Genomic DNA, 22,337 nt, shown 5'->3' on the forward strand with positions numbered 1-22,337 from the left:
TTTAATTGTAATTCCCATCCGCTCCGAGATGGGGATGATAGGGTTGCTCGTGGCGCGAAAGGCGACTGAATCATGACTGACACTCTCACTATCAATCCTTGGTACTGGGGTGGATTCTTGGTCTGCATCCTGTTCTTTCTGGCCCTGGACCTCGGCGTTTTTCATAAACAGGCCCACGTCGTAAAATTCAAGGAAGCCCTGAGCTGGACCTGCTTGTGGGTGGTTCTCTCCCTGGCCTTTGGTTTGTTCCTGGCGCCGCATCTCATTCCCGGTTGGGAAAAGCGGGAGACGGTGGAATTCATCACCGGCTACGTGATTGAGCTTTCGCTTTCCCTGGATAATGTCTTCGTCATCGCGCTGATCTTCAGTTATTTCCGCGTGCCTGCGCCTTATCAGCATCGCGTGTTGTTCTGGGGCATTTTAGGCGCGTTGCTCATGCGCGGCGTAATGATCGCCGCCGGCGCCGCCTTCATCAGAAAATTCAGTTGGGCGCTCTATCTGCTGGGAGCGTTCCTGATTTTTACCGGCATCAAAATGTTGTTCTCCGGTCACGATGGCGTTCACCCGCAAAAAAATCTGGCGCTCAGATTCGTGCAAAAATTCCTCCCCACCACCGCCGATTTTCACGGCCAGAAGTTTGTCATCCGCGAGCGAGGCCATTTGATGCTGACGCCGCTGGCTCTGGTGCTGTTGATGGTTGAGACCACCGATTTAATTTTTGCGTTGGATTCCATTCCCGCCGTGTTTGCCATCACCACGCAGCCGTTCATTGTTTTCACCTCAAACGTCTTTGCCATCCTCGGTTTGCGCTCGCTTTACTTTGTCCTGGCCGGCGCCATCAGTTACTTCCGTTATCTCAAAGTGGGATTGGCCTTCGTGCTCGTGTTCATTGGCGTGAAGATGCTGCTCGCGCCCTCCGGCTCCGAGCCGCTGTGGTTCCAAGTCCATATCAGCAGCAACGTCTCGCTGATGGTCGTGGCGGGCATCATCGCCATTTCCATGGTGCTTTCAGTCCTTTCCAAGTGGCGCGAAAAACAGACTCGCCGAAACCGCCCGGAGTCGTGACTCTGTAGCCCCATGAAATACCGATGGTTGCCCACACCCTCCCAACCCTTGTTGGTTGAGCCGTTGGCGTCGCGGTTGAACCTTTCCCCGCTGTTGACGCAGTGTTTGATCAATCGCGGCTTGAGCACACCCGCCGCCATTCAGCGCTTCTTGCAACCGCGATTGCGCCACCTGGCCGATCCCTTTCTGTTGCCCGACATGGATCAGGCGGTGATCCGCCTGCTTCACGCCCGTGCGCTGGGAGAATCACTGGTGATTTTTGGTGATTACGACGTGGACGGCGTCACCTCCAGCACGTTATTGCTGCAAACGCTGCGCGCCTTGGGCTGGGCGGTGAACGCGTATCTGCCCCGCCGGCTGGATGAAGGCTACGGCTTGAGTCGCGAGGGCGTGGAAAATTGCCTGCACAAATATCCCGCCAAAATTTTATTGGCGGTGGATTGCGGCTCCACGGCCGGCGAAACCATCGCCTGGCTGAACGCTCGCGGCGTGGATGTCATTGTGCTGGATCATCACCAGATCTCGACGCCGGCGCCGCCCGCCCTGGCGTTGGTCAATCCCCGCGCGGCTTCGCCGGACACCGCGAGGCCTGACGGTGAAGCGATGGGCTCGTTCACCGAATTGTGCTCGGTGGGACTGGCTTTCAAACTGGCGCACGCGCTGGTCAAGCGCGGTCGGGAAATCAATCTGCCGGGCGCGAACGACTTTGACGTGCGCACTTTTCTGGATTTGGTGGCGCTGGGCACGGTGGCGGATCTGGTCCCTCTGATCGGCGAAAACCGGATTTTGGTTGCGGCCGGTTTTGAACGATTGAACACCACCCGCCGTCCGGGACTGATGGCCCTGAAGCAGGTCGCGCAGTCTCCCGAAGTGCTCGACACCTTCGACATTGGTTTTCAACTCGCGCCGCGCCTCAACGCCTCGGGCCGCCTGGAAACTGCGGAAGATTCGTTGCACTTGTTGCTGGCCGAAACGATGGACGAAGCGCTGCCGCTCGCGCAGCGCTTGGATTCGCAAAATCGCGAACGCCAGAAAATTGAGCGCACCATCGTCGAGGAAGTGTCCGCGCAAATTCGCGCGCGCTTCAATCCGGAAACGGATTTCGTCATCGTGGAAGGGCAGTTGCATTGGCACATCGGCGTGGTGGGGGTGGTGTCCGCGCGCGTTTTGCAGGAGTTTTATCGGCCCACGTTTATCATTGGCGGTGAAGGCGAGAACTGGCGTGGTTCGGGCCGGAGCGTTGCGGGCTTCGATCTGGCCATGGCGTTGCGCGAATGTGACGATCTGCTCGTGCGCCACGGCGGCCACGCGATGGCGGCGGGAGTCACCATCCAACCGGACCGGTTGGACGCGTTTCGCGCGCGGTTGAATGACATCGCGCGGCGCACGTTGAAGCGGGAGGATTTGCAACCGCCCCTGCGCCTGGATGCCGCAGTGAAGTTGGAAGACCTTTCGCTGGCGCTGCTGACCGAATTGGAACAGATGAAGCCGATGGGGCAGGAAAATCCGCCGCTGCAATTCTATGCCACCAATCTATCGCACCAGCGCCCGCTGCGTCGGGTGGGAGCCGAGCGACAACACGTCAAAATGTGGGTGACGGATGGTTCGGTTTCGCACGAAGCCATTTGGTGGAACGCCGGGAATGGCCACCTGCCGGTGGGACGGTTTGATCTCGCCTTCGTGCCGCGCATCAACGAATACAAGGAACGTCGCTCGGTGCAGTTGAAAGTCTTGGATTGGCGGCCAGCCGCAACGGCGCGTTGAGTCAACGACGGCGTTGCCTGGCCCGTGCCGACGAAGTTATCCCTGCGCCCGTGGCATTTTCCGATTCATCCAAACGACTGGAGATTCCATTCATCCAACAGATCTTTCGGAATTTCGCTGAGGAAGCGTGAAGGCTGTTGCAGCGTTACGCCTTCTCCGCCAAAACCGGCGCGCAATAGCGGATAGCAGAGGTATAACTCATTCTTGGCGCGCGTAATGGTCACGTAAAACAGGCGGCGCTCTTCCTCCAACCCGGCGTCGGTTTCCATGGAACGAGCCGAGGGGAAGAGTCCGTCACACAACATGATGCTGAAGACCACGTCGAACTCGAGTCCCTTGGCCTGATGGATGGTGGACAAGCGGATCTTCTCGTCATCCCGATCGGGCGTTTGCTGATGGTCCTCGGCTTCGACATTGGTGAGCAACGCCATTTGGGTCAGAAATTCCGCCACCGTGGCGAATTGTTGCGCAAAGACGCCGAGCTGTTTCAGGTCGTCGAGCCGGGAGCGATAGTTGGCAAAGTTTTCCTTCAGATAATCGTCGTAGCCGGCTTCGATGGTCACGGCAATCATTTTGGCGGCATGGTTGCGCACGTCCGCCGATTCGAGTTGCGCAATGGTCGTAACGAATTGCGCCCAAGCCAAAGCTGTCTTCTTGGGAACCACCGTCGCGCATTTTTGCAGGGCCACCGCCAACGACGGAACCACGGATGAGTTTGAATCCGCCTCCGCCGGGGCTTCGGATGTCGCGGCGGGTGTTTGGCTGATTTCGGCGGCGGGCAGGGCGGCCGAGAAATGTTTCCACAACTTTTCGGCGCCTTTGCCGCCGATGCCCCGCAGCAGCAACACCAGGCGTTTGAAGGATAATTCGTCGCGCGGATTGGTGACGAATTTGAGATGGGCCGCGATGTCCTTGATGTGCGCCTGCTCGAAAAAGCGGATGCCGCTGGTAATGCTGAACGGGATGTTGTGGCGCGTCAGCTCGAGTTGCAGTTCGAGCGCGTGGAAATGGGAACGATACAGCACGGCCATGCGGTTCAGTGGCGTGCCCGCGTCGCGCAGCTCCAGTGCGCGTTGGGCGACAAAGGTCGCCTGCTGTCCGGCATCCTGACACGCAACCAGCACCGGTTTATCGCCGGGCTTGCGGGCGGGCGTCAGCACTTTGGTGAACTGTTCGGTGTTGGCCGCAATGGCCGCATTCGCTACTCGTAAAATTTCCGGCGTGCTGCGGTAATTGGTTTCAATCCGATAAATTTTCGCCTGGGGGTACCGGTCGGTAAATTTGAGAATATTTTGGAAATCAGCCCCGCGCCACGCATAGATGCTTTGCGCGTCGTCGCCGACCGCCATGACGTTTTTGGTGCGGGCCGCCAGCAGATCAATCAAGTGGCTTTGCAGTTTGTTCGTATCCTGATACTCATCCACGAGAATGAATTGAAAGCGCCGCTGGTAAAGCTCGCAGATCTCCGGTTGGGTTTGCAACAGTTGCAGCCAGAGGCTCAGCAGGTCATCAAAGTCCATGGCGTTGGTGGCGCGTTTGCGGGCCACGTAGCTTTGCCCCACGGCTTCAATTTGCGGCGCGAGTGTATCGAAGTAGCCGTACTCCGTACCCAGAATTTCCGCGACTGATTTTTGGCGATTCAATGCGAGCGAAAAAATATCGCCCAACACCTCGGGCTTGGGAAAGCGCGTGGCCTTGATATCAATCTGGGCCTCCGTGATGCAGGTGCCGATCAGATGCCGGGCGTCTTCGCGATCCAGGATGGTGAAATCGCGACCGAAGCCGAGCTGCGGCGCATGCAGTCGCAAAATCCGGTTGCCGATGGAGTGAAAGGTGCCGCCCCAGAGCGCGGTCAATTCCTGCCCGAGCAGCTCGGCGACGCGCCGCATCATTTCACCCGCCGCCTTGTTCGTGAACGTCAGCAGCAGAATGCGGTCGGCGGGAATGCCTTGTTCGAGCAGGTAGGCAACGCGATAAATTAACGTGCGGGTCTTGCCCGAGCCTGCGCCGGCGATGACGAGCGCCGCTCCGGGCGGAGCGGTGACGGCGGCACATTGCTGGGGATTCAGTTCCTTGGCGTAATCAATCGCGAGTTGGACCTCGGATTGAAACGGCCGCAGGACGTAATCACGCGACATACGGACAGCGTAGGGGACGTGGCCTCCATTTCCAAGATTCGGAATGAGGGCGACGGCATTTAATTCATCGCGGAGAAACGGTGGTCAAACTCAGGCACGCCGGGTGGCGCAAAGCGCCTTTAGTTCGTGCAAATCACGAACGCGATGCGTTGCCGCATCCGCAGGCGGCACGCCAGGACGAAGGATTTGGACGGTGGTAATGCCCAATTGATTGCCGGCGGCGATTTCGGAATCGGGATTATCGCCCACCACAAGAACTTCGTCCGGCTTCAACTGATGCTCCCTCAGAATCGTTTCAAAGATTGGGCGCTTGCCTTGAGTCGGACCTGCGTCAATCGCATCAATGAGAATATCGGTGAATCGCGCGGTCAGGCCGAGTGCGCGCACTTTGCTGGCCTGCAACCGACGAAAGCCCGACGTAACGAGAAAAAGTTTTCCCGGCAGGTCTTCGAGCACTGCAAGGTCGCCGTAGCCGTGCAACGGTTGGGTGATTTCCAGTTGGCTAAAACCGCGATAACCAGCGGTGCGCATTGCCGATGAAAATCCATATTTCTCCGCCACGAAATCGAAGGGGAAACGCCAACAGTCCGTGAACGCCGCCTCCAGATCAGCGGAGGGCACGTCACCCTGATTGGCCTCACGAATGGCGTTGAAAATCGGTGCCACGATGGCCGCGCCGATCTCGGTCGCCGCCGCCAGACAACTATCCAGATCAAAAATCAAAGCCTTGATCATGAGCAGATGATGCGGCGAAATCGGCGCAGGAGCAAATGTGGCGACGAACCTTGCGGATTGGAGTGGGGAGCGTTGCGCTGACTCGCGAAGCCTCAGCGCTTGGCGGCGAACTGGCTCTCAATGCGCTCGATGTTGGCGTCAATTTGTTCGATGTACCAATTGCGACCGTCGGGGTAAGGGTCGTTCAAGAAGCGGTACAGGCCGTCAAACTCCTTTTGTAATTTCGGCAGTACGTAATCGCGCCAGAACGCGGGAGTACGGGAAATCAATTCCTCCGCGCCGCCAAACTTGGTGATGAAATCGGTGTGGCCGCGGTCGTGGCGGGCGGCTTCCTGAAATTCGGCGTGCAGGATCGGCAGTTTCTCCACGTAATCCTTGGCGGCCATTTGCCCCAGCAAATCTGCCGTGCCCAACGCGTGGCCGACCAGCCGCTCTTCCGCGCTCAGAAAAGAAATGCTTTCCAAGAATACATCTATGCCGGTGCAGCGGATCATATTCTGCACCGCGCGGATGTCGGCGAGGGGGAAGGCCTTGCGGGCCAGGAGTTGATTGGTAAATTCGAGGCTGCGCAAAACGTGCGTCGCCGTATATTTCGCTCCCGTGCCCTCCAGATCATGACGACGTTTCAAGTAACCCGTGTCGTGCAGCAGGATGCCGATCAGACCGCGCTCGAAGTTGTGCTGTGAAATCGTCGGGGTGGCTCCGGCCTTGGCGCGGCAGTGGAGCAGCCGAACGAAGCACAACGTGCCTTGCAAGGTATGCTCCAAATCGTGGTAGCGCGCATCGCTGGCCTGGTAATCCGGATGTTGCCCGGAGAAGCTGTCTTCCACCCAGCCGAAGACGCGATTCACGAATTGCGGATCGCCTTCAGGGTACATGCTCAGATACGCCGTTTGTACTTCGGATTTGACGGCGCGCGGATCGTCGGTGGCCACTATTGTGAACATGCTCGGTCACGATAGAGAAAACCACGGAGCAATGCAGCTAGGAATTGCCCGGAATCCACTCGGGAATTCTGCGGAAATCCCGTCGTGTCGCACCACGGCTTCGCCGCATGATGGCCCGGGTTCAAAGTTGGGTTCCGGCTGGGGATTATGGCGTAAAATCCTCGAAATCACCTTGCCAACACTGCGCGGCGGCAGCGGTCGGACTTTGCGCGCGTCTCAGCGCTTCCCAAATAAGATTTTATTTCAACCACCGTTCAGGCAGACTGAAACGGGTGCGTTTAGGTAAATCCATTGTTGGAACGGCGGTGCTGTGGTTGATTGCGATCACGGTGCTGCACGGCGCGTTGAACTTGCAGTGGTTCAAGCGCAAACCCGCGGGAAGCGCCCGGGAGCAGCAATTGGGCGTGGGCTTCATTCCCGTCACCTGCCACCTGACCTGTCCGGTGACCGATTACATTAATCGCAATATTGAAGGACACGGATTCTTTCAACCGTTACGCTTCAGCGGGTTTGCGGAACTGAAGGAGATGTTCCTCGGCCGTCCCGAGGAGATGCCGGCCACGTTCATTCTCGCGCCGATGGCCATCGCGTTGCGGGAACAGGGCGTGAAAATCAAGATCGTCCATTTGGGGCATCGCGACGGCACGGCGGTGGTGGTGCATAAGGATTCCAATATCTTTCACACGGCGGATTTGCGCGGCAAGACCATTGCCATTCCGGGGCGGTATGCGAATCAAAAGCTCATTTTGTATCGCGAGCTGAAGAAGGTGGGCCTGACCTTTAACGACGTGACGGTGCTGGAGATGCCGCCACCGGACATGCCGGCAGCACTGCAAACCCGCTCGGTGGATGCGATCACTTCCGGCGAGCCGTTCATGGGGCAGACCGAGTTGGACGGTTACGGTCGGGTTTTGTTCCAGGCGAAAGATGTCTGGCCGGGTTTCATTTCTTGCGTGCTGGCGGTGCATGAAAGCGCCATTCAAACCCGCCGCGCCGAAATTCAACGGCTCGTGGACGGCATTGCGTCCAGCGGCAAATGGATTGATCAAAGTTTGACCAATCGCCTGGACGCCGCGCAGTTCGTGGCCAAGAATTATTACAATCAGAACCCGCGCTTGCTCAGTTACGTGCTCAGCAAACCGCCGGATCGCGTGACTTACAGCCGCCTCCAGCCGTTGCGCCCGGACTTCGAAGAGATCGAACGACTGGCCAAAGAAGCCGGTATGCTTAACGGCACGGCGCATTTCGATGATTATGTGGACGACTCCTTCGCACCCGAGTCGGAAGCGATCCACGTCCCGTCCTTTCAGGTGAAGAAGTGAGCACGAATCCCAATCGCACCGGAAATTCCGCCGCCTGGTTGGGCGCCCACGTCGGTTTGCCCGCACTGGTGGTCGTTGGGTTTCTGGTGGGCTGGCATCTGGCGGTGCGCTGGTCGGGTAGCGATTTGTTCCCAACCCCGCTGGAAGTGTTTTATGGGATCGTGGAATTGGCGCGCCACGGATTGCTGGTGAAATACATCGTTGCGTCGTTGTTTCGGGTGAGCTGGGGGTTCAGTTGCGCCGTGGTGGTGGGCATTCCGTTGGGATTGATGCTGGGCTGGTTTCGTCCCGCGTTTCTGGCGATCAATCCCATGATCCAGATTTTGCGTCCAATCTCGCCCATCGCCTGGATTCCAGTGGCCATCCTTTGGTTTGGGGTCAAGGATAGCGCGCCGATCTTTCTGATTTTTCTCGCGAGCGTTTTTCCCATCACCGTTTCGGCCATGGCCGCCGTGCAGAACATGCAATCCGTTTATATCCGGGCGGCGCAGAATTTTGGGTTGCGCGGTTTTCGGTTGTTTCGTCGCGTCATCTTTCCGGCGGCGCTGCCGCAAATCATCACCGGGGTCCGCATCGCCTTGGGCGTGGCCTGGCTGGTGGTGGTGGCGGCGGAAATGATCGCCGTCAATTCGGGGCTGGGCTACCTCATCATTGACGCGCGCAATGCCGGCAAGCGTTACGATTTGGTGGTGGCGGGCATGGTCTTAATCGGTATCATCGGTCTGTTCCTGGATTTGTTGGTGCGACGTTTGGAGAAATTCGATGAAGTGCGGTGGGGATATGGACAACAGTGAACGGCTGATTCAGGTGCGCGATACGTGGATGTCTTTTCCCGGCAAGACGCCGGGGCAGGCGATCCACGTTTTGGAAAACGTGAATTTCGATATTCGAGCGGGCGAGTTCGTTTGTATTGTCGGGCCTTCCGGTTGTGGCAAATCCACGCTGCTCAACATCCTCGGCGGGTTTCTCAAGGAAACGCGCGGCGTGGTGCGGGTGGAGGGTGAACTGGTGGCGGGACCGGACCCGGGGCGCATCTTTGTTTTTCAGGAGAACGGCGTTTTTCCGTGGCTGACCGTGGAGCAGAATGTCGGCTTCGGTTTGTTATCTCGGCCTGAAACCGAACGCGCGGAGCGGGTGAAACACTATCTGCAGATGGTGGGTTTGACCGGTTTCGAAACGGCGTACCCGCGTGAACTTTCCGGTGGAATGCGGCAGCGGGTGGAGATCGCCCGCGCTTTGGCGGCTGAGGCGCGCGTGCTTTACATGGACGAGCCGTTTGGTGCGCTCGATTTTTTAACGCGTCTCAAAATGCGCAACGACTTGATCCGCATCTGGCAGGCCGAGCACAAGACCATCATTTTTGTTACGCACGACATCGAGGAAGCGGTGCAACTGGCGGATCGCGTTTTGGTGATGAGCCGGCGTCCGGCCACCGTGCAGGCGGAGGTGACGGTTGACTTGCCGCGTCCGCGTGATTTGGATACGTCCGAGTATCTCGCCACGCGCGACCAGATTTTTTCCATCATGGGCATGGACGCCTACGGGGACGAACGGGAGGTTTCACCGCGCGCGCCAGCGCTGGCCAACGAGTCGTGAGGCTCCCGGATTGCCGGGGGTGTGGCGGCTTCAAGCGCCGGCCAGCTTGCGCAGTTCGGTCTTTAAGATTTTTCCGGTGGCGTTCCGCGGCAGTGCGGGCACGACGGTGATGTGGCGCGGGATTTTGTAAGTGGCCAGGCGTTCGCGCAGAAATCTCACCAGTGCCGTTTCGTCCAGAGTGGTCCCGTCGGCAGTGGCGACGTAAGCGACCGGTTGTTCACCTTTACGCGCGTCGGTGACGCCGATGACCGCCGCCTCTTTCACGCCGGGGAATTGATAAATCACTTCCTCGACCTCGCGCGGATAGACGTTGATGCCATTGACGAGCAGCATGTCTTTCTTGCGATCCGTGATGAAGAAATAACCTTCGTCATCGCGATAACCGATATCGCCCGTCAACAGCCAGCCGTCCCGGAGCGCACGCGCGGTTTCCGCGGGGTTGTTCCAGTAACCCAACATGACGTTGCCGCCGCGCACGCAGAGTTCACCAGTCGTGTTGGGGCCTAAAATGTTGCCCTCGTCATCTTGAATCGTGAGTTCCAGATTGGGCAACGGCAGACCGATCGAGCCGGGCTTGCGCACACCGTGCAGCGGGTTTTTCGACACCACCGGGCTTGCTTCGCTCAGGCCGTAACCTTCGATCAACGGGATGTGGTGCTTGGCTTCAAAGTCCTTCAGCACTTGAACCGGCAACGGCGCCGCACCGCTGACGCAAAGTCGGAAGGGGAGTTTGGCGGGCAACTGCGCATGGGTGAGGGTTCGATAAAACTGTGGAATGGCCGGTAACACCGTGGCTTGGCGCTGATACATCTCCCGCAACATCTGCTGCGGTTGATTCAACGATTTGATCAACACCATGCTGCCGCCCACGAGCATCGGCAGCAACATGCCCACCGTCATCATGTAACTGTGGAACAACGGCAAAAAGACGGCATAGCGATCGGATTCCATGGCTTCGAGCACCTTCTGACAGCCCGCCACGTTGTGCAGCAGATTGCCGTGGGAAAGCATGGCGCCCTTGGGTTTGCCGGTGGTGCCGGAGGTGTAAATGATGACGGCCAGATCCGATTCGGCGCGTTGCCGAGCGGCGTCCGGCAGCGACGGAGTTCCTTGCGGTGCTGGTTGTGTGAAGGCCGTCAGGGTTTCCACCTTGGCGATTTGCAAACCCGGACGACTTGCCGCCAGCGTTGCCGCCGCCGCTCCCAATTCCTCATCCGTAATCAGCAGGTTAATACCCGCGTCTTCGAGGATGAAGCTGACCTCGGCAGGTTTCAGAAAGTTATTGATCGGCACCACGGCGGCGCCCGTTGCGAGAATGCCAAAATACGAGGGAACAAACTCGGGCCGGTTTTTCAGCCAGAGCGCCACGCGGTCGCCGGATTTGACGCCGAATTTCCCGGTCAATTCTGTCGCCACGGCCAGCGCTTGAGCCCAGATCGCGCCAAAGGTGAATTCGCTGGTGTCCCAGTAAATCGCGATTTTGCCGGCGCGCGTTTGCACGGATTGGGCGAAGGCCTCAGATAAATTCATGGGCGAAACTGTAAACTTTTTGGCCGTCGGTTTGCAAGGTTGCTCGACGGGGTGCGACGGATGGCGCGGCGGATTTCTGATCCGGCTCTGGAAAACGATTTTGACTTTGAGGGTATCTTTGGCCTTTTATGGCGCGGCGTGATTGATACGGAAGAGAAGTTGGCGGGGCTGGTACCGGCGCTGCGGGCGGCGGATTGGCTGGCGGTGGACACCGAGGCGGACAGTTTGCACGCTTACCCGGAAAAAATTTGCCTGATCCAAATCACGACGGGCATCGGCGACCGTTTGATTGATCCGCTCGCCGTCGGAGACCTCAGCCCCTTGCTCCAGGCGCTGGCCGGTCACCAACTCATCATGCACGCGGCGGATTACGACATGCGGCTGCTCTTCAAGCATCACGCGTTCAAGCCCGACGCGATTTTTGACACGATGCTGGCGGCGCGGTTACTCGGCTACCGCGAGTTTGGACTTGGCGCTTTGGCGGAACAAATCCTAGGCATCAAACTGGACAAGGGACCACAGAAAGCGGATTGGGCGCGGCGACCGTTGACCGAGCGCATGATCACTTACGCGCTCAACGACACGCACCATCTCAAGCTGCTGGCGAATCATTTGACTCGCGCGTTGACCGAGAAGCATCGGCTCGACTGGCATCGCGAATGGTGCGCGCGTTTAATCGAAGAATGTACGCGGCCATCTGAAGAGGACCCCGATCGCGTGTGGCGGATCAAGGGCGCGCATGCGTTGAACCGCGCCGGCTTGGCGGTGTTGCGAGCGTTATGGCACTGGCGCGAAGGCGAGGCGCTCAGGGCCAATCGCCCTCCATTTTTTATTCTCGCGCACGAGAAGTTGATTGCTCTGGCGCAAGCGGCGGTGACTCAGCAGTCTTTGGAATTGGTATTTCCACGTCATCTTTCACCCCGACGACGGGAGGGGATTAGCAAAACGGTTCACGCCGCGCTCAAGCAATCGCCTGACGCGTTTCCACAAATTTTGCGCAACCGCACGCGGCGTCCATCCGAAGCCGAGCGCCGTCGTTATCAGGAATTGGAAGCGCGGCGCGATCGGGCGGCGCAGGCCTTGGGCCTGGAAGCTTCAATCGTCGCCAATCGCACCCTGCTGGGAGAATTGGCGCACGACTGGGATCAGCACGCGCCGCAATTGATGAACTGGCAGCGCGCGTTGTTGGATCACGCCTGACGCCGTTTACGGAAGGGTTTGAAACGCTCCAAGAGCAAAATTCCGCACCACGCCACGCAGCTCCAACCGAAACGGTCGCCGACGGCGTTGTAAAGCGTTGGAGCGCGTTTAGCCGCCGGCGCGTAAGTGACCCGCCAATGGGCGAATCCCGGGCCGTATTCGCTGCCTTCCGCATCTTGAAAGACTTCACGCATCCGTCCCGCCGCGTCGAACCAGCACGTCACTCCGTTGTTACAGGCGCGCAGCAGCGGCACGCCATTTTCCACCGCGCGAAAGGCTGCGCTGGCCGCCTGTTGCCATTGCGCGGCGCCGTCGCCGAACCAGCCGTCGTTGGTCAGGTTCACCAATAAATCAGTTTCCGCATTTACATGTTCGCGAACGTGGTGAGGAAAGACATCCTCGAAGCAAATCAACGGCGCGAGGCGGGTGTGCGCCGGTGCGACCAATTCGGTTTCTGGATCGGGAGAGTCCTCATAGTCAGGAACGTCGTGCGTGGCAAAGGGGTGTTCCAAATTGAATTGTGTCACTTCCCGTCCGGGGGTGTAGGCGCCGGTGATGGGCGTGAACCACTTCACGAACGGCAGGTAGTCAATCAAAGGGACGTATTCACCGAAGATCACGAGCTGGCGTTTGTGATAACTGCCGGTAAGCGCGCCCGCCGGGTTTAGCCACAGGGCGGAATTGAAGACTTCCCAGGCGTTGCTGCTCGTCGTCTGGCCGAGCTTCGGTCGCACTTCGTCCGCGCAGAACAGCATCCAGACGTGGCGGTGCCGCACCAGATTCGTGATGGTTGCAAACGTGTCGTAGTCCAGATCGGGCACTGCGGCTTCGGGCCAGAGCAGCAGGTCGGTTTTGTTCGTTAGCGCGGTTTTCGTTAATGACACGAGGTGGTCAAAACGGGCCGAGTTTTCGTCCGGATTCCAAATCATGGTCTGTGGCACGGACGGTTGAACCAACGTGACGCGCAATGCCGCTTCCTCGGCCGGCATTTGGTGGAGTCGCGACAGTCCTTGATTGAAGACGACGATAACAACGATCAGGGGGAAGATGATTTCGCCCAGCCAGATGTAGCGCGTGGTGGGATTGCGCAGCAATGTTCCGACGCTGGAATAGAACGCCAGCGCCATCCACACGACGAGGAAGGAAACTCCGTAAACGCCGGTGACGGCGGCGATTTGGATGAGCGGCGTCAACTCCCATTGCGTCGCGCCCAGAGGCGACCAGGGGAAACCGCTGAACAAGCGGGAGCGAATCATTTCCAATGCCACCCACGCCGCGGCGCCGCTCAGACACCAGAAGCAACGCCACAACCAGGTGCCGCGTCCAATCCGCCCCGCCAGAAACCAAACCCAGGTGGCCGGGTAGATCGCCAGAAAAGCGCATAACGCCGCCCAGCCGAGTATGGGAAAGCCGGTGACGGGAATCGCCAGCAACCAGCTCAGTGTGGTCAGCCAGAATACCAGACCGCTGAGATAGCCGATGCGCCAGGCCGCACCCGGAGTCAACCCATGCGCGCTGGCCAGCAGCAACGCCGGACCGACCCAAGCCGCCCCGGCTAAATTGAACTTGGGAAAAGCGAGAGCCAGCACCACTCCCGCCAACACGGCGAGCAGATGGCGATGGAATTTTCTAATCAACGCCAGGACCTTCAATCACTTGAGCTTGCGCGAATTGAGGCGTCCAACGCAAGCCGCCGGAATCGGAAAGAGTGGTGGCGTGCCATTCAGCCGGATGTTTCGGCGACAACAAAGCCGAATTACGAGGCGATGCAATCACCGCTCGCGCCGGTTCATCGGTTCAACTGACCGCCCACTTGAGTACGGCTTTCTGGGCGTGCAGGCGGTTCTCGGCTTGAGTGAAAATCGTGTCGGCGTGCGCTTCAAAAGTTTCGTCGTCAATTTCCTTGCCGCGATAGGCAGGGAGGCAGTGCATGACGAGGGCGTCGGGCTGGGCGAGTTTCACCAAGGCGCGATTGATTTGATAATGTTTCAGCACTTTCGTGCGGGCGGCGGCTTCGGCTTCTTTGCCCATGGAAACCCAGACGTCAGTGTAAAGCACATCGGCGTTACGCGCGGCGGCTCGCAGGTCGGTCGTGCAAATGATATTTCCCCCCGCGCGCTTTAGCAGCGTCGGGCTGGGTTGGAATTTTTTAGGCGCAGCGATACGTAATTCGAATCCCAGTTTGGCCGCGGCAAAAATCCAGGAGATGGGCACGTTGCAGGCGCCATCACCGATGAAGGTGACGACCAAACCGCGCAGTGATTTGCGCTTCTCCAGAATCGTTTGCAGGTCGGCGAGGATCTGGCACGGATGCTCCTGATCCGTCAGCGCGTTGATGGTGGGAATTTTGGCGTAGCGCGCAAAGTCTTCCACGTCGGTTTGGGCGAAGGTGCGGAAAATCGCGCCGTGGATCATGCGGCCCATGACGCGGGCGGTATCTTTGATTGGTTCGCCGCGCCCCATTTGAATGTCCAGGGTGTTAAGAAACATCGGGCGCCCGCCAAGTTCGCTGACTCCGACCTCGAAGGAGATCCGCGTCCGGGTCGAGGCTTTGGCGAAAATCAGCGCCCATGTCTGGCCGGCCAGTGGCTTGGCGCGGTGATGGCCGCGGGTGCGTTTCATCACAACGGCGTCAGCGAGAATTGCGTTTATGTCGCGCAGCGAAAGCTGCTCAATGCTTAACAAATGTTTCACGTTCTTTGGTAATCAAGGCGTATGGCCCGGTCTTAATCAGTCAGAGACAATACTTTATAGTGGCGAGTGACTGCAGATTCAAGTTTGGTGAAGCTCGAGCGGCATTTTATCAAAGCGGTTGGCGACGTTTTTTAACGCTGAAATGGACGCTCGCAAATCCCTTATGCGTCAAGTGCGGCGGCGACCTTGGCGATAATCGCCAGTCCCTCTTCCGCGTCCGCTTTGGACAAATTCAGCGCCGGAAGAATCCGCAGCACGCGCATGCCGGCGGGGATCAACAGAAGTCCGGCCTCCTGCATTTTCGCGGTCATGACGGCTGCGGGCGTTTTTCCGGCGACGTTGAGCGACGGAACGTCGTCGGCGAGTTCCAGTCCCAGGATCAAACCAAAACCACGGACGCCGCGAAATAGTCGGGGATGTTGCTGGATGATTTTTTGCAAACCCGCGGTGAGGAACTCGCCCATGCGTCGCGCGTTGTCCGCGAGTTTTTCGTTTTCAATGACGGACAAAACCTTGAGCGCCACCGCGCAGGCCAGGGGAGAGCCGCCATAAGTCGTGGCGTGCGTTCCGGGACTGAGCAGATCCGCATACGGTGCGCGCGCCCAAAACGCGCCGATGGGAAACCCTCCGCCGAGTGATTTGGCCATGGAGACACCGTCGGGCAAAAATTTTTCACCGCCGGGTGTGTTTTCCAAAATCCGTTGAAAACTTTGAAAACGGCCGCTCCGAAAATGACCGCTTTGCACACAATCCAAAAGCAGGAGCAGTTTTTTCTCGTCGCACAACGCGCGTAGCCCGAGCAGATATTCCGCCGTCGCGGGGGTCACTCCGCCTTCGCCTTGAACGTCCTCCACCAAAATGGCGACGGTGGCCGGTGAGAGCGCCGCTCGCATCGCGGCCAGGTCGTTGTAGGGCACCTGGCGGAAGCCGGCGACCATGGGTTCAAACCCTTTTTTCACCTTGTCTTGTCCGGTCGCGGCGATCCCCGCCAGCGTGCGGCCGTGAAAGGAATTGACCGTCGTGAGGATTTCGAACCGGCCTTCGTCGTGACCGAATTTTCGCGCGAGCTTGAACAAGCCTTCATTGGCTTCGCCGCCGCTGTTGGCAAAGAAACATTTCCCCGGACCAATCAATCGAACCAGCGCCTGGGCCAGTCGCCCTTGAGGTTCGGTATAATAGAGATTTGAAACGTGAATGAGTCGGCGCGCCTGCTCGGTGAGCGCCTCCACCATGGCCGGGTGCGCGTGGCCCAATGAGCAGACGGCAATGCCGCCACCGAGATCGAGATAGCGGCGGCCGTTGACATCGTAAACGTGGCTGCCGCTGCCGTGACTCAGGGTGAGATCGAGCCGGCCATAACTCGGAATGACGTTCTGGTTGAATAGCTCGCGGATTTTTGCGTCTGTGGTGTTGTGGGAAATCGGGTGAGATGGAAGAGCAGTTTCGTTCATGCTGGATCAGCGATAAAAGTTGGATGTTCAGGGATTGTTACCGGTCAGGAAAAGCGAAATCAGCGATTGAATTATCGGGTCAATTAGCTGGCATCAAAACTAAAATGAGCTTGAATGAATATAGATTCGAATACTTGCCTGAAATCCCATCGGTTGATAAGATGCCCTGTTGGTTTTAGAAATACCAGAACTTAAAAATATGAAATTGAATCGAACACTCGCCGCAGTCGGTAGCCTGGCTATCGCGTTTCAAATGGCGACGGCTGGAAATATCACTGGGAAAGTTACACTGGTCGGCAACCCGCCGCCAGAGAAGGAAATCACGCCGCTCAAAGACGACGCGCAGTGCGGCAAGTTGCATCCGGGACCGACACCCAAAACGCAATTTTTCGTGGTGGGACCGAACAAGGAATTGTCCGATGTAGTGGTCGTGTTGCAAGGCGACAGTCTCAAGGGTAAATCCACCGGCGCCACGGCTGGCCCCGCTGAGTTGGATCAAATCGGATGTATTTACACGCCGCAGATTCTTGCGGTGCAGACCGGTCAGAAAATCGTGGTAAAAAATTCTGACCCGGTGATGCACAACGTGCATACCACGCCGACGGCTGCGGGGAACAAGGAAGAGAATCGCGCGCAGTTGGCTGGTGGACCGGACCTCACCTTTGTAATTCCGAATGCGGAAGAGTTCCTGCGCTTCAAATGCGACGTGCATCCGTGGATGTTTGCCTGGGTGACCGTGGTGGATCATCCCTATTTCGCGGTGACGGGCACGGATGGTTCGTTCACGATCAAAGACGTGCCGCCCGGCAAATACAAGCTGGTGGCCTACCATCGGAAAGCCGCTCCCAAGGGTATTGTGAAGGACATTGAAGTAACGGCCGACGGTGCGAAAGTGGATTTCGCGGCCGAAGTAAAGTGAAGTAGTTGCTTTCAGAAAACCGCTGTGGTCAGGACCGCAGCGGTTTTCTTTTTCCGGCGCGCCTCATGGTTTCTTCTGCAACCGCATATAAGCCGTGGTTACATCGCTTTGCGGTGTTCACGGCGCTGGCCACTTTGGGGCTGGTGGGCATGGGCGGGTTGGTCACCAGTCACGGCGTGGGCATGGCGGTGCCTGACTGGCCGACCAGTTACGGTTACAACATGTTTGCGCTGCCGATTTCCACCTGGCTGACTGGCGGGATTTTTCATGAACACACCCACCGTTTATGGGCCTCGCTGGTGGGCCTCTTGGTGGTGGCGCTGACGCGCTGGTTGGGCGGAAAAAAATCCCAACTGCCGCTGCTCTTCATCGGGCTTGCGGAAATTTTACTGGGGCTGGCTTTATTGAGATTGGGCGCCGATTGGAAAGGCGCGGGGCATTTTCTTTCAGGAATCGGCGGTGTGGTTTTGCTGGCGGGATTGGTCTGGACGAAAAACCACGCTGCACCCGACCGTCTGCCAATGCTGATCTGGATCGCCTTTGGTTTGGTGCAGTTGCAAGGTTTGCTCGGCGGTTTGCGGGTGGTGTTGGATGCCGGCGTTTTTGCCGGGGTGCGACTCGGCACCATTTTGGGAATCTTCCACGGCTGCTTGGGACAATTGTTCCTTGTGTTGATGGCGGTTATTGCCTTGATGACCAGTCGCTGGTGGCACGCCCCCTCCGCGCAGATCACTTCGTTTCGGGCGCGGCCCTGGTTCGTGGCGGCCACGACTCTGATATTTTTGCAACTTCTCCTCGGTGCGACCATGCGCCATCAACATGCGGGTCTGAGCATCCCCGATTTTCCGCTGGCCTACGGAAAAATCTGGCCGGACATGAGTTCCGCCGCCGTGGCCGAATATAATTTGAAGCGGCTCGAAGTGACCGCGGTGAACCCCATTACCGCCTTTCAAATTGAACTGCAACTGGCGCATCGCATTGTTGCTTTGCTGATTTTGGCGGCCGTGGGGCGGTGCGTTTGGCTGGCGCGCGATCGCGCGATGAAACGATTGGCGCAATGCTGGTTGGGATTAATTTTAGTGCAGGTGGCGCTGGGGGCATGGACGATTTGGTCCAACAAAGCCGCCGACGTGGCCACCGGACACGTTTTGGTCGGCGCACTTTCGCTCGTGACAGGCGGGTTCGGTTGTTTTATTTATTACCGGCGTTTTGCTTGCGGCGAAGCTCCCGGTTCGATGGCTCATTCTCCCTCGACCCCGCCTCGTTCCGTCACGACGTAATTGTAGATGAACTCTGTAATACCAGGAATTACCAGCGCGACTTCGACCAAAGGATGGATTTCCGTCTATGCGGATTTGGTCAAAGCGCGATTGGTTCTGATGGTGTTGGTCACCACCTTGGCGGGCGCGTATCTCGGTTGTGACCAATTTGGTGCGGAGTACGTAATAATTTTCCACGCCGTATTGGGCACCGCGTTGATCGCGGGTGGCGCGGCCGCATTGAATCAATTTTTAGAGCGCGAGCACGATGCGCGGATGCGGCGTACTGCGGGGCGCCCGCTGCCCTCGGGCCGATTGCAACCCTTGACGGTGATGTTGTTTGGCGGCACTTGTGCATTGATGGGAACGATCTACCTCGCCGCGTTGGTCAATCCGCTGACCTGCGTGCTGGGAGTCATTTCCTTCATCAGCTATTTGTTCATTTACACGCCGCTAAAGCGTCTGACCTGGTGGAACACTGCGGTGGGGACCGTTCCCGGCGCGCTACCCTGTTTGATGGGCTGGACGGCGACGCGCGGTCAATTGAGCACCGAAGCGTGGGTGTTGTTTGCCATCATTGTGCTCTGGCAATTGCCGCACTTCTGCGCCATTGCCTGGATTTACAAGGATGATTACGCCCGCGCCGGCTACAAAATGGTATCGGTGGTGGAACCAAGCGGCGATCGCGCCGCACAACAGGCGATCGGCAATGCTGCGGTGTTGTTGTTGGTCAGTCTCATGCCGACGTTGGTGCATTTGGCGGGGTGGTTGTATTTTGCGGCGGCTCTGGGGCTGGGCGGATTGTACCTGCTGCGCTCGATTCAGTTCGCGCGAACTTTGGATATGCGCAGTGCCAAAAAATTGTTTCGCACCTCGATCGTTTACCTCGCGTTATTATTAGTGGCGCTGGCCATTGATAAACAATAAGGCAACCTCACCAAAACGGATTTGCTCCCATTCGGGCGTGGCCCTTGTTCCCAGGTTCCATCAAGGGTGGATCTGCGGTGATGCAAATCAGGCTGCTTCGCGTTCATGAAAGTTTCCGAAATACAGTAATCGCCAACTGGGTGTCGCTTGGTTCTCATTCTTTACCCGTGCCGCTGATTCTGTCACTCTGCGCGAGTGACCGTTTATTGCCGCATGGTGATCGTAGGACTTGTTGTCTTGGCGCTGCGCGCCTTCGCCGGCGGGAGCGGCTTGAACACATTCGTGGTGGTTAATCAGAACAGCACAAACTCCGTCGAGCTGGGAAATTATTATTGTGAGCGGCGAGGCGTGCCCGCACAGAATCTATTGCGGATCAATTGGCCGGGTGGCAACACCACTTGGACGCGGTCGGAGTTTGAAAGCGCTTTACGCGCACCGCTGCTCAATGCGCTGGCTGACCGGCGGTTGACCAATCAAATTGAGTATCTCGTCCTGTGCATGGACCTTCCGTATCAGGTGACGGAGACCACGGGAAATCCGGTCACTAGCGGCGTGAACAGCACCACGTCGGTTTTATTTTATGGGTTTCATCCGGATGGCTGCATCAATTGCCCTGGAGGGTTGCCCTCGTGCAATCTGCCGACGGAAACCACTAATCGTTACGCGGGCAGTGAAGGGATTTTCCGATACACGCCGCCAATCAACCCGAATAGCAATTCCTGGCTGGCGTTTTTATTAACCGCTCCCGATCTCGCCCGCGCCAAGGCGGTGGTGGACTTGGGAGTGGCGGCGGATGGTTCGCTGCCGACGCAACCGGTTTTCCTGACCAAAAGTTCGGACAAAATCCGCAACCTGCGCTACCTCCAGGCGGATGACGTTGTTTTCAACACCCGAATTGATGGCAATCGCCCGATTGTGCAGACCAATACTTCGAGTCCCCTGGGATTGGGGGCAATGTCCGGTTTGCAGATTGGCAAACAAGTGTTCACGGTGACCGATCTGGAGGCAGCGCCCGGAGCAATGATTGATAACCTCACGTCCTACGGCGGGATTCTTTTTAATTATACGGAACACACCACCGCGATGGATTTTATCCGGCACGGCGCCACGGCCAGTTACGGCACGATCGTTGAGCCGTGCGCCTACGCGGAAAAATTTCCAGCCGCGCAAAACTATTTTTATCAAGCGCGCGGATTTTCCATCGCGGAAGGTTATTACCAGAGCGTGACCAACCCTTATCAGGGCATTCTGGTTGGCGAACCGCTGGCGGCGCCCTTCGCCGTTCCCGGATCGGGAAATTGGATTGGGCTGCCGGATGAAGCTCCGCTGCACGGCGATACCAATCTGACACTGCATCTGGAGTCACCGACGTGGGCGCGGCCTTTCCAGCAGGTGGATTTGTTTGTGGACGGCAACTGGTTTACGACGGTGAGCCACCTCTTGCCGCAAGCCGGCAATCGCCTTTCGACCACCATCAATAATATTCCGGTGCATTACGAAGTTCCGCCCGAGGCGACAATTCAATCCGTGGTCACGGGATTGGTTGCGCAGTTAAATGCCGTCACCAATTCGACCAAGGTTCGAGCGGTGGCGCACGGAGATCGAGTCGAATTACAAAGTTTGAATCTCAACGCCAGCGGTTCGAACGTGACGATCAGCGTGGGCAGCGCGCAAAAAGCTGAAGAACCTCTCACCACGTTTATCCGCGCCAGTCGCAGCACCTTTTTGGATACCGCCGCGGTGGGGTTGCTGCAATTCGAGGTGATGGGGCAGGTCGTGGAGGAGGACTACCTGGGATTGACCGTCACGCTTACAAACGGCGCCACCACTACAATTACGTTGACCAATCAAGCGCCTCCCAGCGGGAATTCGGTCGCCGATCTGCAAACCTTGGTGCAAAATTTAATTACTGGGATCAACACCCATCCGGCGCTGACTGGGCCGGATGGTGTGCAAGCGGAAGACTTGGTGGTCATGATGAACGGTAACATTCCTTACGCGCAATTCAATCTGCGCGCGCGGCATCACGGGTGGCCTGCGGCACAAATTCAGGCGCAGTTGCTGGGGACATTCACTCTGCATCCGGAGACATCCAAACGACTGGAGGATAATCTCAACGATCTGCGACCGCGCAATCATCTGTACCTCACCGCCGGACTGACCAATTGGAATTTAATTGTTCCGCTGAATACCCAACCGTTGCCGGATGGCAACCATGAACTGCTGGCGGTGGCTTACGAAGGCAGTCACGTGCGGACACAGACGCGCGCGACACAAAACATCCGCGTGACGAATAATGACTGGGCGGCAACCCTGACCCCGCTGCTCGGCGGCAGCACGACGGCGTTGGAAGCGACGCTGGAATTTGGGGTGGCAGTGAACACCAACGAGGTGGCCATGATTGAACTATTTAGCACGGGCGGTTCGCTTGGCGTTGTTCAAAATTCAAATCAGGCGACTTTTTCGGTTGCCGCGGTTGATCTGGGCATCGGGTTACATCCAATCCATGCCCTGGTCACGCGAACTGACGGAACGCAATTCCGCACTGAAACCTTTTGGACGCGGATTGTCGGGCGCGAAATGCCGTTCACTTTGACCGTAACCGAGCCGTTCCCAACCATCACCTGGCCTGCGGCTGCCGGTCGAACGTATCAAATTCTTACCACCACCAATCTGAACCAGCCTTTTGCTGCGCGGGCGACGGTTACTCCCACGAATGCGCTCGGGCAGTGGTTCGATACGGCGGTCTTGAACCAACAACGATTTTATTTGGTTAAAACGCCTTGAGGC

Annotated in this window: 17 protein-coding genes; 10 read left to right on the forward strand and 7 right to left on the reverse strand. The window is 57.8% G+C overall.

Annotated features, from left to right (window positions below; all coding sequences use genetic code 11):
- Positions 1-72 precede the first annotated feature (72 nt).
- Both M9920_12980 and recJ read left to right on the forward strand, forming a co-directional pair.
- Positions 73-1,065, forward strand: coding sequence for a TerC family protein (locus tag M9920_12980; protein ID MCO5053205.1), 993 nt, complete (start codon positions 73-75; stop codon positions 1,063-1,065).
- Positions 1,066-1,077: 12 nt separating this feature from the next.
- Entirely contained in the window at positions 1,078-2,829 is a 1,752-nt protein-coding gene (recJ, locus tag M9920_12985) for a single-stranded-DNA-specific exonuclease RecJ (GenBank protein MCO5053206.1), read from the forward strand.
- A 65-nt stretch (positions 2,830-2,894) separates the two neighbouring features.
- Here recJ and M9920_12990 read toward each other — a convergent pair whose 3' ends face one another.
- The 3 genes from M9920_12990 to M9920_13000 all read right to left on the reverse strand — a co-directional run bounded on the left by M9920_12990 (position 2,895) and on the right by M9920_13000 (position 6,649).
- Positions 2,895-4,967 (reverse strand): ATP-dependent helicase, encoded by a 2,073-nt coding sequence (locus tag M9920_12990; protein MCO5053207.1) that lies wholly within the window; start codon positions 4,965-4,967, stop codon positions 2,895-2,897.
- A 90-nt stretch (positions 4,968-5,057) separates the two neighbouring features.
- The gene (locus tag M9920_12995; GenBank protein MCO5053208.1) at positions 5,058-5,702 is read right to left on the reverse strand and encodes an HAD family hydrolase; all 645 of its coding nucleotides are present in this window, start codon (positions 5,700-5,702) and stop codon (positions 5,058-5,060) included.
- 92 nt (positions 5,703-5,794) lie between these two features.
- Positions 5,795-6,649, reverse strand: a complete 855-nt coding sequence (locus M9920_13000; protein ID MCO5053209.1) for a hypothetical protein — start codon at positions 6,647-6,649, stop codon at positions 5,795-5,797.
- A 272-nt stretch (positions 6,650-6,921) separates the two neighbouring features.
- Between M9920_13000 and M9920_13005 the strand changes: the two genes are divergently transcribed.
- Genes M9920_13005 through M9920_13015 form a run of 3 tightly spaced genes read left to right on the forward strand, consistent with a single transcriptional unit; the run spans position 6,922 to position 9,567 of the window.
- Entirely contained in the window at positions 6,922-7,971 is a 1,050-nt protein-coding gene (locus tag M9920_13005) for an ABC transporter substrate-binding protein (protein ID MCO5053210.1), read from the forward strand.
- Positions 7,968-8,765, forward strand: coding sequence for an ABC transporter permease (locus M9920_13010; protein MCO5053211.1), 798 nt, complete (start codon positions 7,968-7,970; stop codon positions 8,763-8,765). Before M9920_13005 ends, M9920_13010 begins: the two co-directional genes overlap by 4 nt.
- A complete protein-coding gene (locus tag M9920_13015) occupies positions 8,752-9,567 on the forward strand; it encodes an ABC transporter ATP-binding protein (GenBank protein MCO5053212.1) in 816 nt (271 codons plus the stop codon). Before M9920_13010 ends, M9920_13015 begins: the two co-directional genes overlap by 14 nt.
- 30 nt (positions 9,568-9,597) lie before the next feature.
- Here the strand turns inward: M9920_13015 and M9920_13020 are convergent, their stop codons facing one another.
- A complete protein-coding gene (locus M9920_13020) occupies positions 9,598-11,097 on the reverse strand; it encodes a long-chain fatty acid--CoA ligase (protein ID MCO5053213.1) in 1,500 nt (499 codons plus the stop codon).
- A 60-nt stretch (positions 11,098-11,157) separates the two neighbouring features.
- Between M9920_13020 and M9920_13025 the strand changes: the two genes are divergently transcribed.
- Positions 11,158-12,297: an HRDC domain-containing protein gene (locus M9920_13025; GenBank protein MCO5053214.1), complete on the forward strand. Its 1,140-nt coding sequence runs from the start codon at positions 11,158-11,160 to the stop codon at positions 12,295-12,297.
- On the opposite strand, the gene lnt is transcribed toward M9920_13025, so the two are convergent.
- From lnt to M9920_13040, 3 genes are all read right to left on the reverse strand, one after another.
- Complete coding sequence (gene lnt / locus M9920_13030; protein MCO5053215.1) at positions 12,288-13,934, reverse strand: apolipoprotein N-acyltransferase; 1,647 nt, start codon at positions 13,932-13,934, stop codon at positions 12,288-12,290. The two genes, M9920_13025 and lnt, sit on opposite strands and share 10 nt — an antisense overlap.
- Positions 13,935-14,094: 160 nt before the next feature.
- On the reverse strand, positions 14,095-14,991 hold the full coding sequence (argF, locus tag M9920_13035) for an ornithine carbamoyltransferase (protein MCO5053216.1): 897 nt from the start codon (positions 14,989-14,991) through the stop codon (positions 14,095-14,097).
- Between the two features lie 161 nt (positions 14,992-15,152).
- Positions 15,153-16,442 carry an acetylornithine transaminase gene (locus M9920_13040; protein ID MCO5053217.1) on the reverse strand — a complete coding sequence of 430 codons (1,290 nt, stop codon included), beginning with the start codon at positions 16,440-16,442 and terminating at the stop codon, positions 15,153-15,155.
- A gap of 199 nt (positions 16,443-16,641) precedes the next feature.
- On the opposite strand from M9920_13040, the gene M9920_13045 reads away from it, so the two are divergent.
- The 4 genes from M9920_13045 (at position 16,642) to M9920_13060 (ending at position 22,334) form a co-directional block, all read left to right on the forward strand.
- Positions 16,642-17,361, forward strand: a complete 720-nt coding sequence (locus M9920_13045; GenBank protein MCO5053218.1) for a hypothetical protein — start codon at positions 16,642-16,644, stop codon at positions 17,359-17,361.
- 65 nt (positions 17,362-17,426) lie between these two features.
- Positions 17,427-18,641, forward strand: coding sequence for a COX15/CtaA family protein (locus M9920_13050; GenBank protein ID MCO5053219.1), 1,215 nt, complete (start codon positions 17,427-17,429; stop codon positions 18,639-18,641).
- Between the two features lie 6 nt (positions 18,642-18,647).
- A complete protein-coding gene (gene cyoE, locus M9920_13055) occupies positions 18,648-19,547 on the forward strand; it encodes a heme o synthase (GenBank protein MCO5053220.1) in 900 nt (299 codons plus the stop codon).
- 213 nt (positions 19,548-19,760) lie between these two features.
- Positions 19,761-22,334, forward strand: coding sequence for a TIGR03790 family protein (locus tag M9920_13060; protein ID MCO5053221.1), 2,574 nt, complete (start codon positions 19,761-19,763; stop codon positions 22,332-22,334).
- Positions 22,335-22,337 lie beyond the last annotated feature (3 nt).

It is taken from the genome of Verrucomicrobiia bacterium, assembly GCA_023953615.1.
Taxonomy (GTDB): Bacteria; Verrucomicrobiota; Verrucomicrobiia; order Limisphaerales; family JADLHS01; genus JADLHS01.

Excerpts from the sequence above, each read along its gene's own strand:
- M9920_12990 (MCO5053207.1), bottom strand. The coding sequence starts at position 4,967 with ATGTCGCGTGATTACGTCCTGCGGCCGTTTCAATCCGAGGTCCAACTC.
- M9920_13015 (MCO5053212.1), top strand. The coding sequence starts at position 8,752 with ATGGACAACAGTGAACGGCTGATTCAGGTGCGCGATACGTGGATGTCT.
- M9920_13050 (MCO5053219.1), top strand. The coding sequence starts at position 17,427 with ATGGTTTCTTCTGCAACCGCATATAAGCCGTGGTTACATCGCTTTGCG.
- M9920_12980 (MCO5053205.1), top strand. The coding sequence starts at position 73 with ATGACTGACACTCTCACTATCAATCCTTGGTACTGGGGTGGATTCTTG.
- M9920_13025 (MCO5053214.1), top strand. The coding sequence starts at position 11,158 with ATGGCGCGGCGGATTTCTGATCCGGCTCTGGAAAACGATTTTGACTTT.
- cyoE (MCO5053220.1), top strand. The coding sequence starts at position 18,648 with ATGAACTCTGTAATACCAGGAATTACCAGCGCGACTTCGACCAAAGGA.
- M9920_13060 (MCO5053221.1), top strand. The coding sequence starts at position 19,761 with ATGGTGATCGTAGGACTTGTTGTCTTGGCGCTGCGCGCCTTCGCCGGC.
- recJ (MCO5053206.1), top strand. The coding sequence starts at position 1,078 with ATGAAATACCGATGGTTGCCCACACCCTCCCAACCCTTGTTGGTTGAG.
- M9920_13020 (MCO5053213.1), bottom strand. The coding sequence starts at position 11,097 with ATGAATTTATCTGAGGCCTTCGCCCAATCCGTGCAAACGCGCGCCGGC.
- M9920_13045 (MCO5053218.1), top strand. The coding sequence starts at position 16,642 with ATGAAATTGAATCGAACACTCGCCGCAGTCGGTAGCCTGGCTATCGCG.
- M9920_13000 (MCO5053209.1), bottom strand. The coding sequence starts at position 6,649 with ATGTTCACAATAGTGGCCACCGACGATCCGCGCGCCGTCAAATCCGAA.
- M9920_12995 (MCO5053208.1), bottom strand. The coding sequence starts at position 5,702 with ATGATCAAGGCTTTGATTTTTGATCTGGATAGTTGTCTGGCGGCGGCG.
- M9920_13040 (MCO5053217.1), bottom strand. The coding sequence starts at position 16,442 with ATGAACGAAACTGCTCTTCCATCTCACCCGATTTCCCACAACACCACA.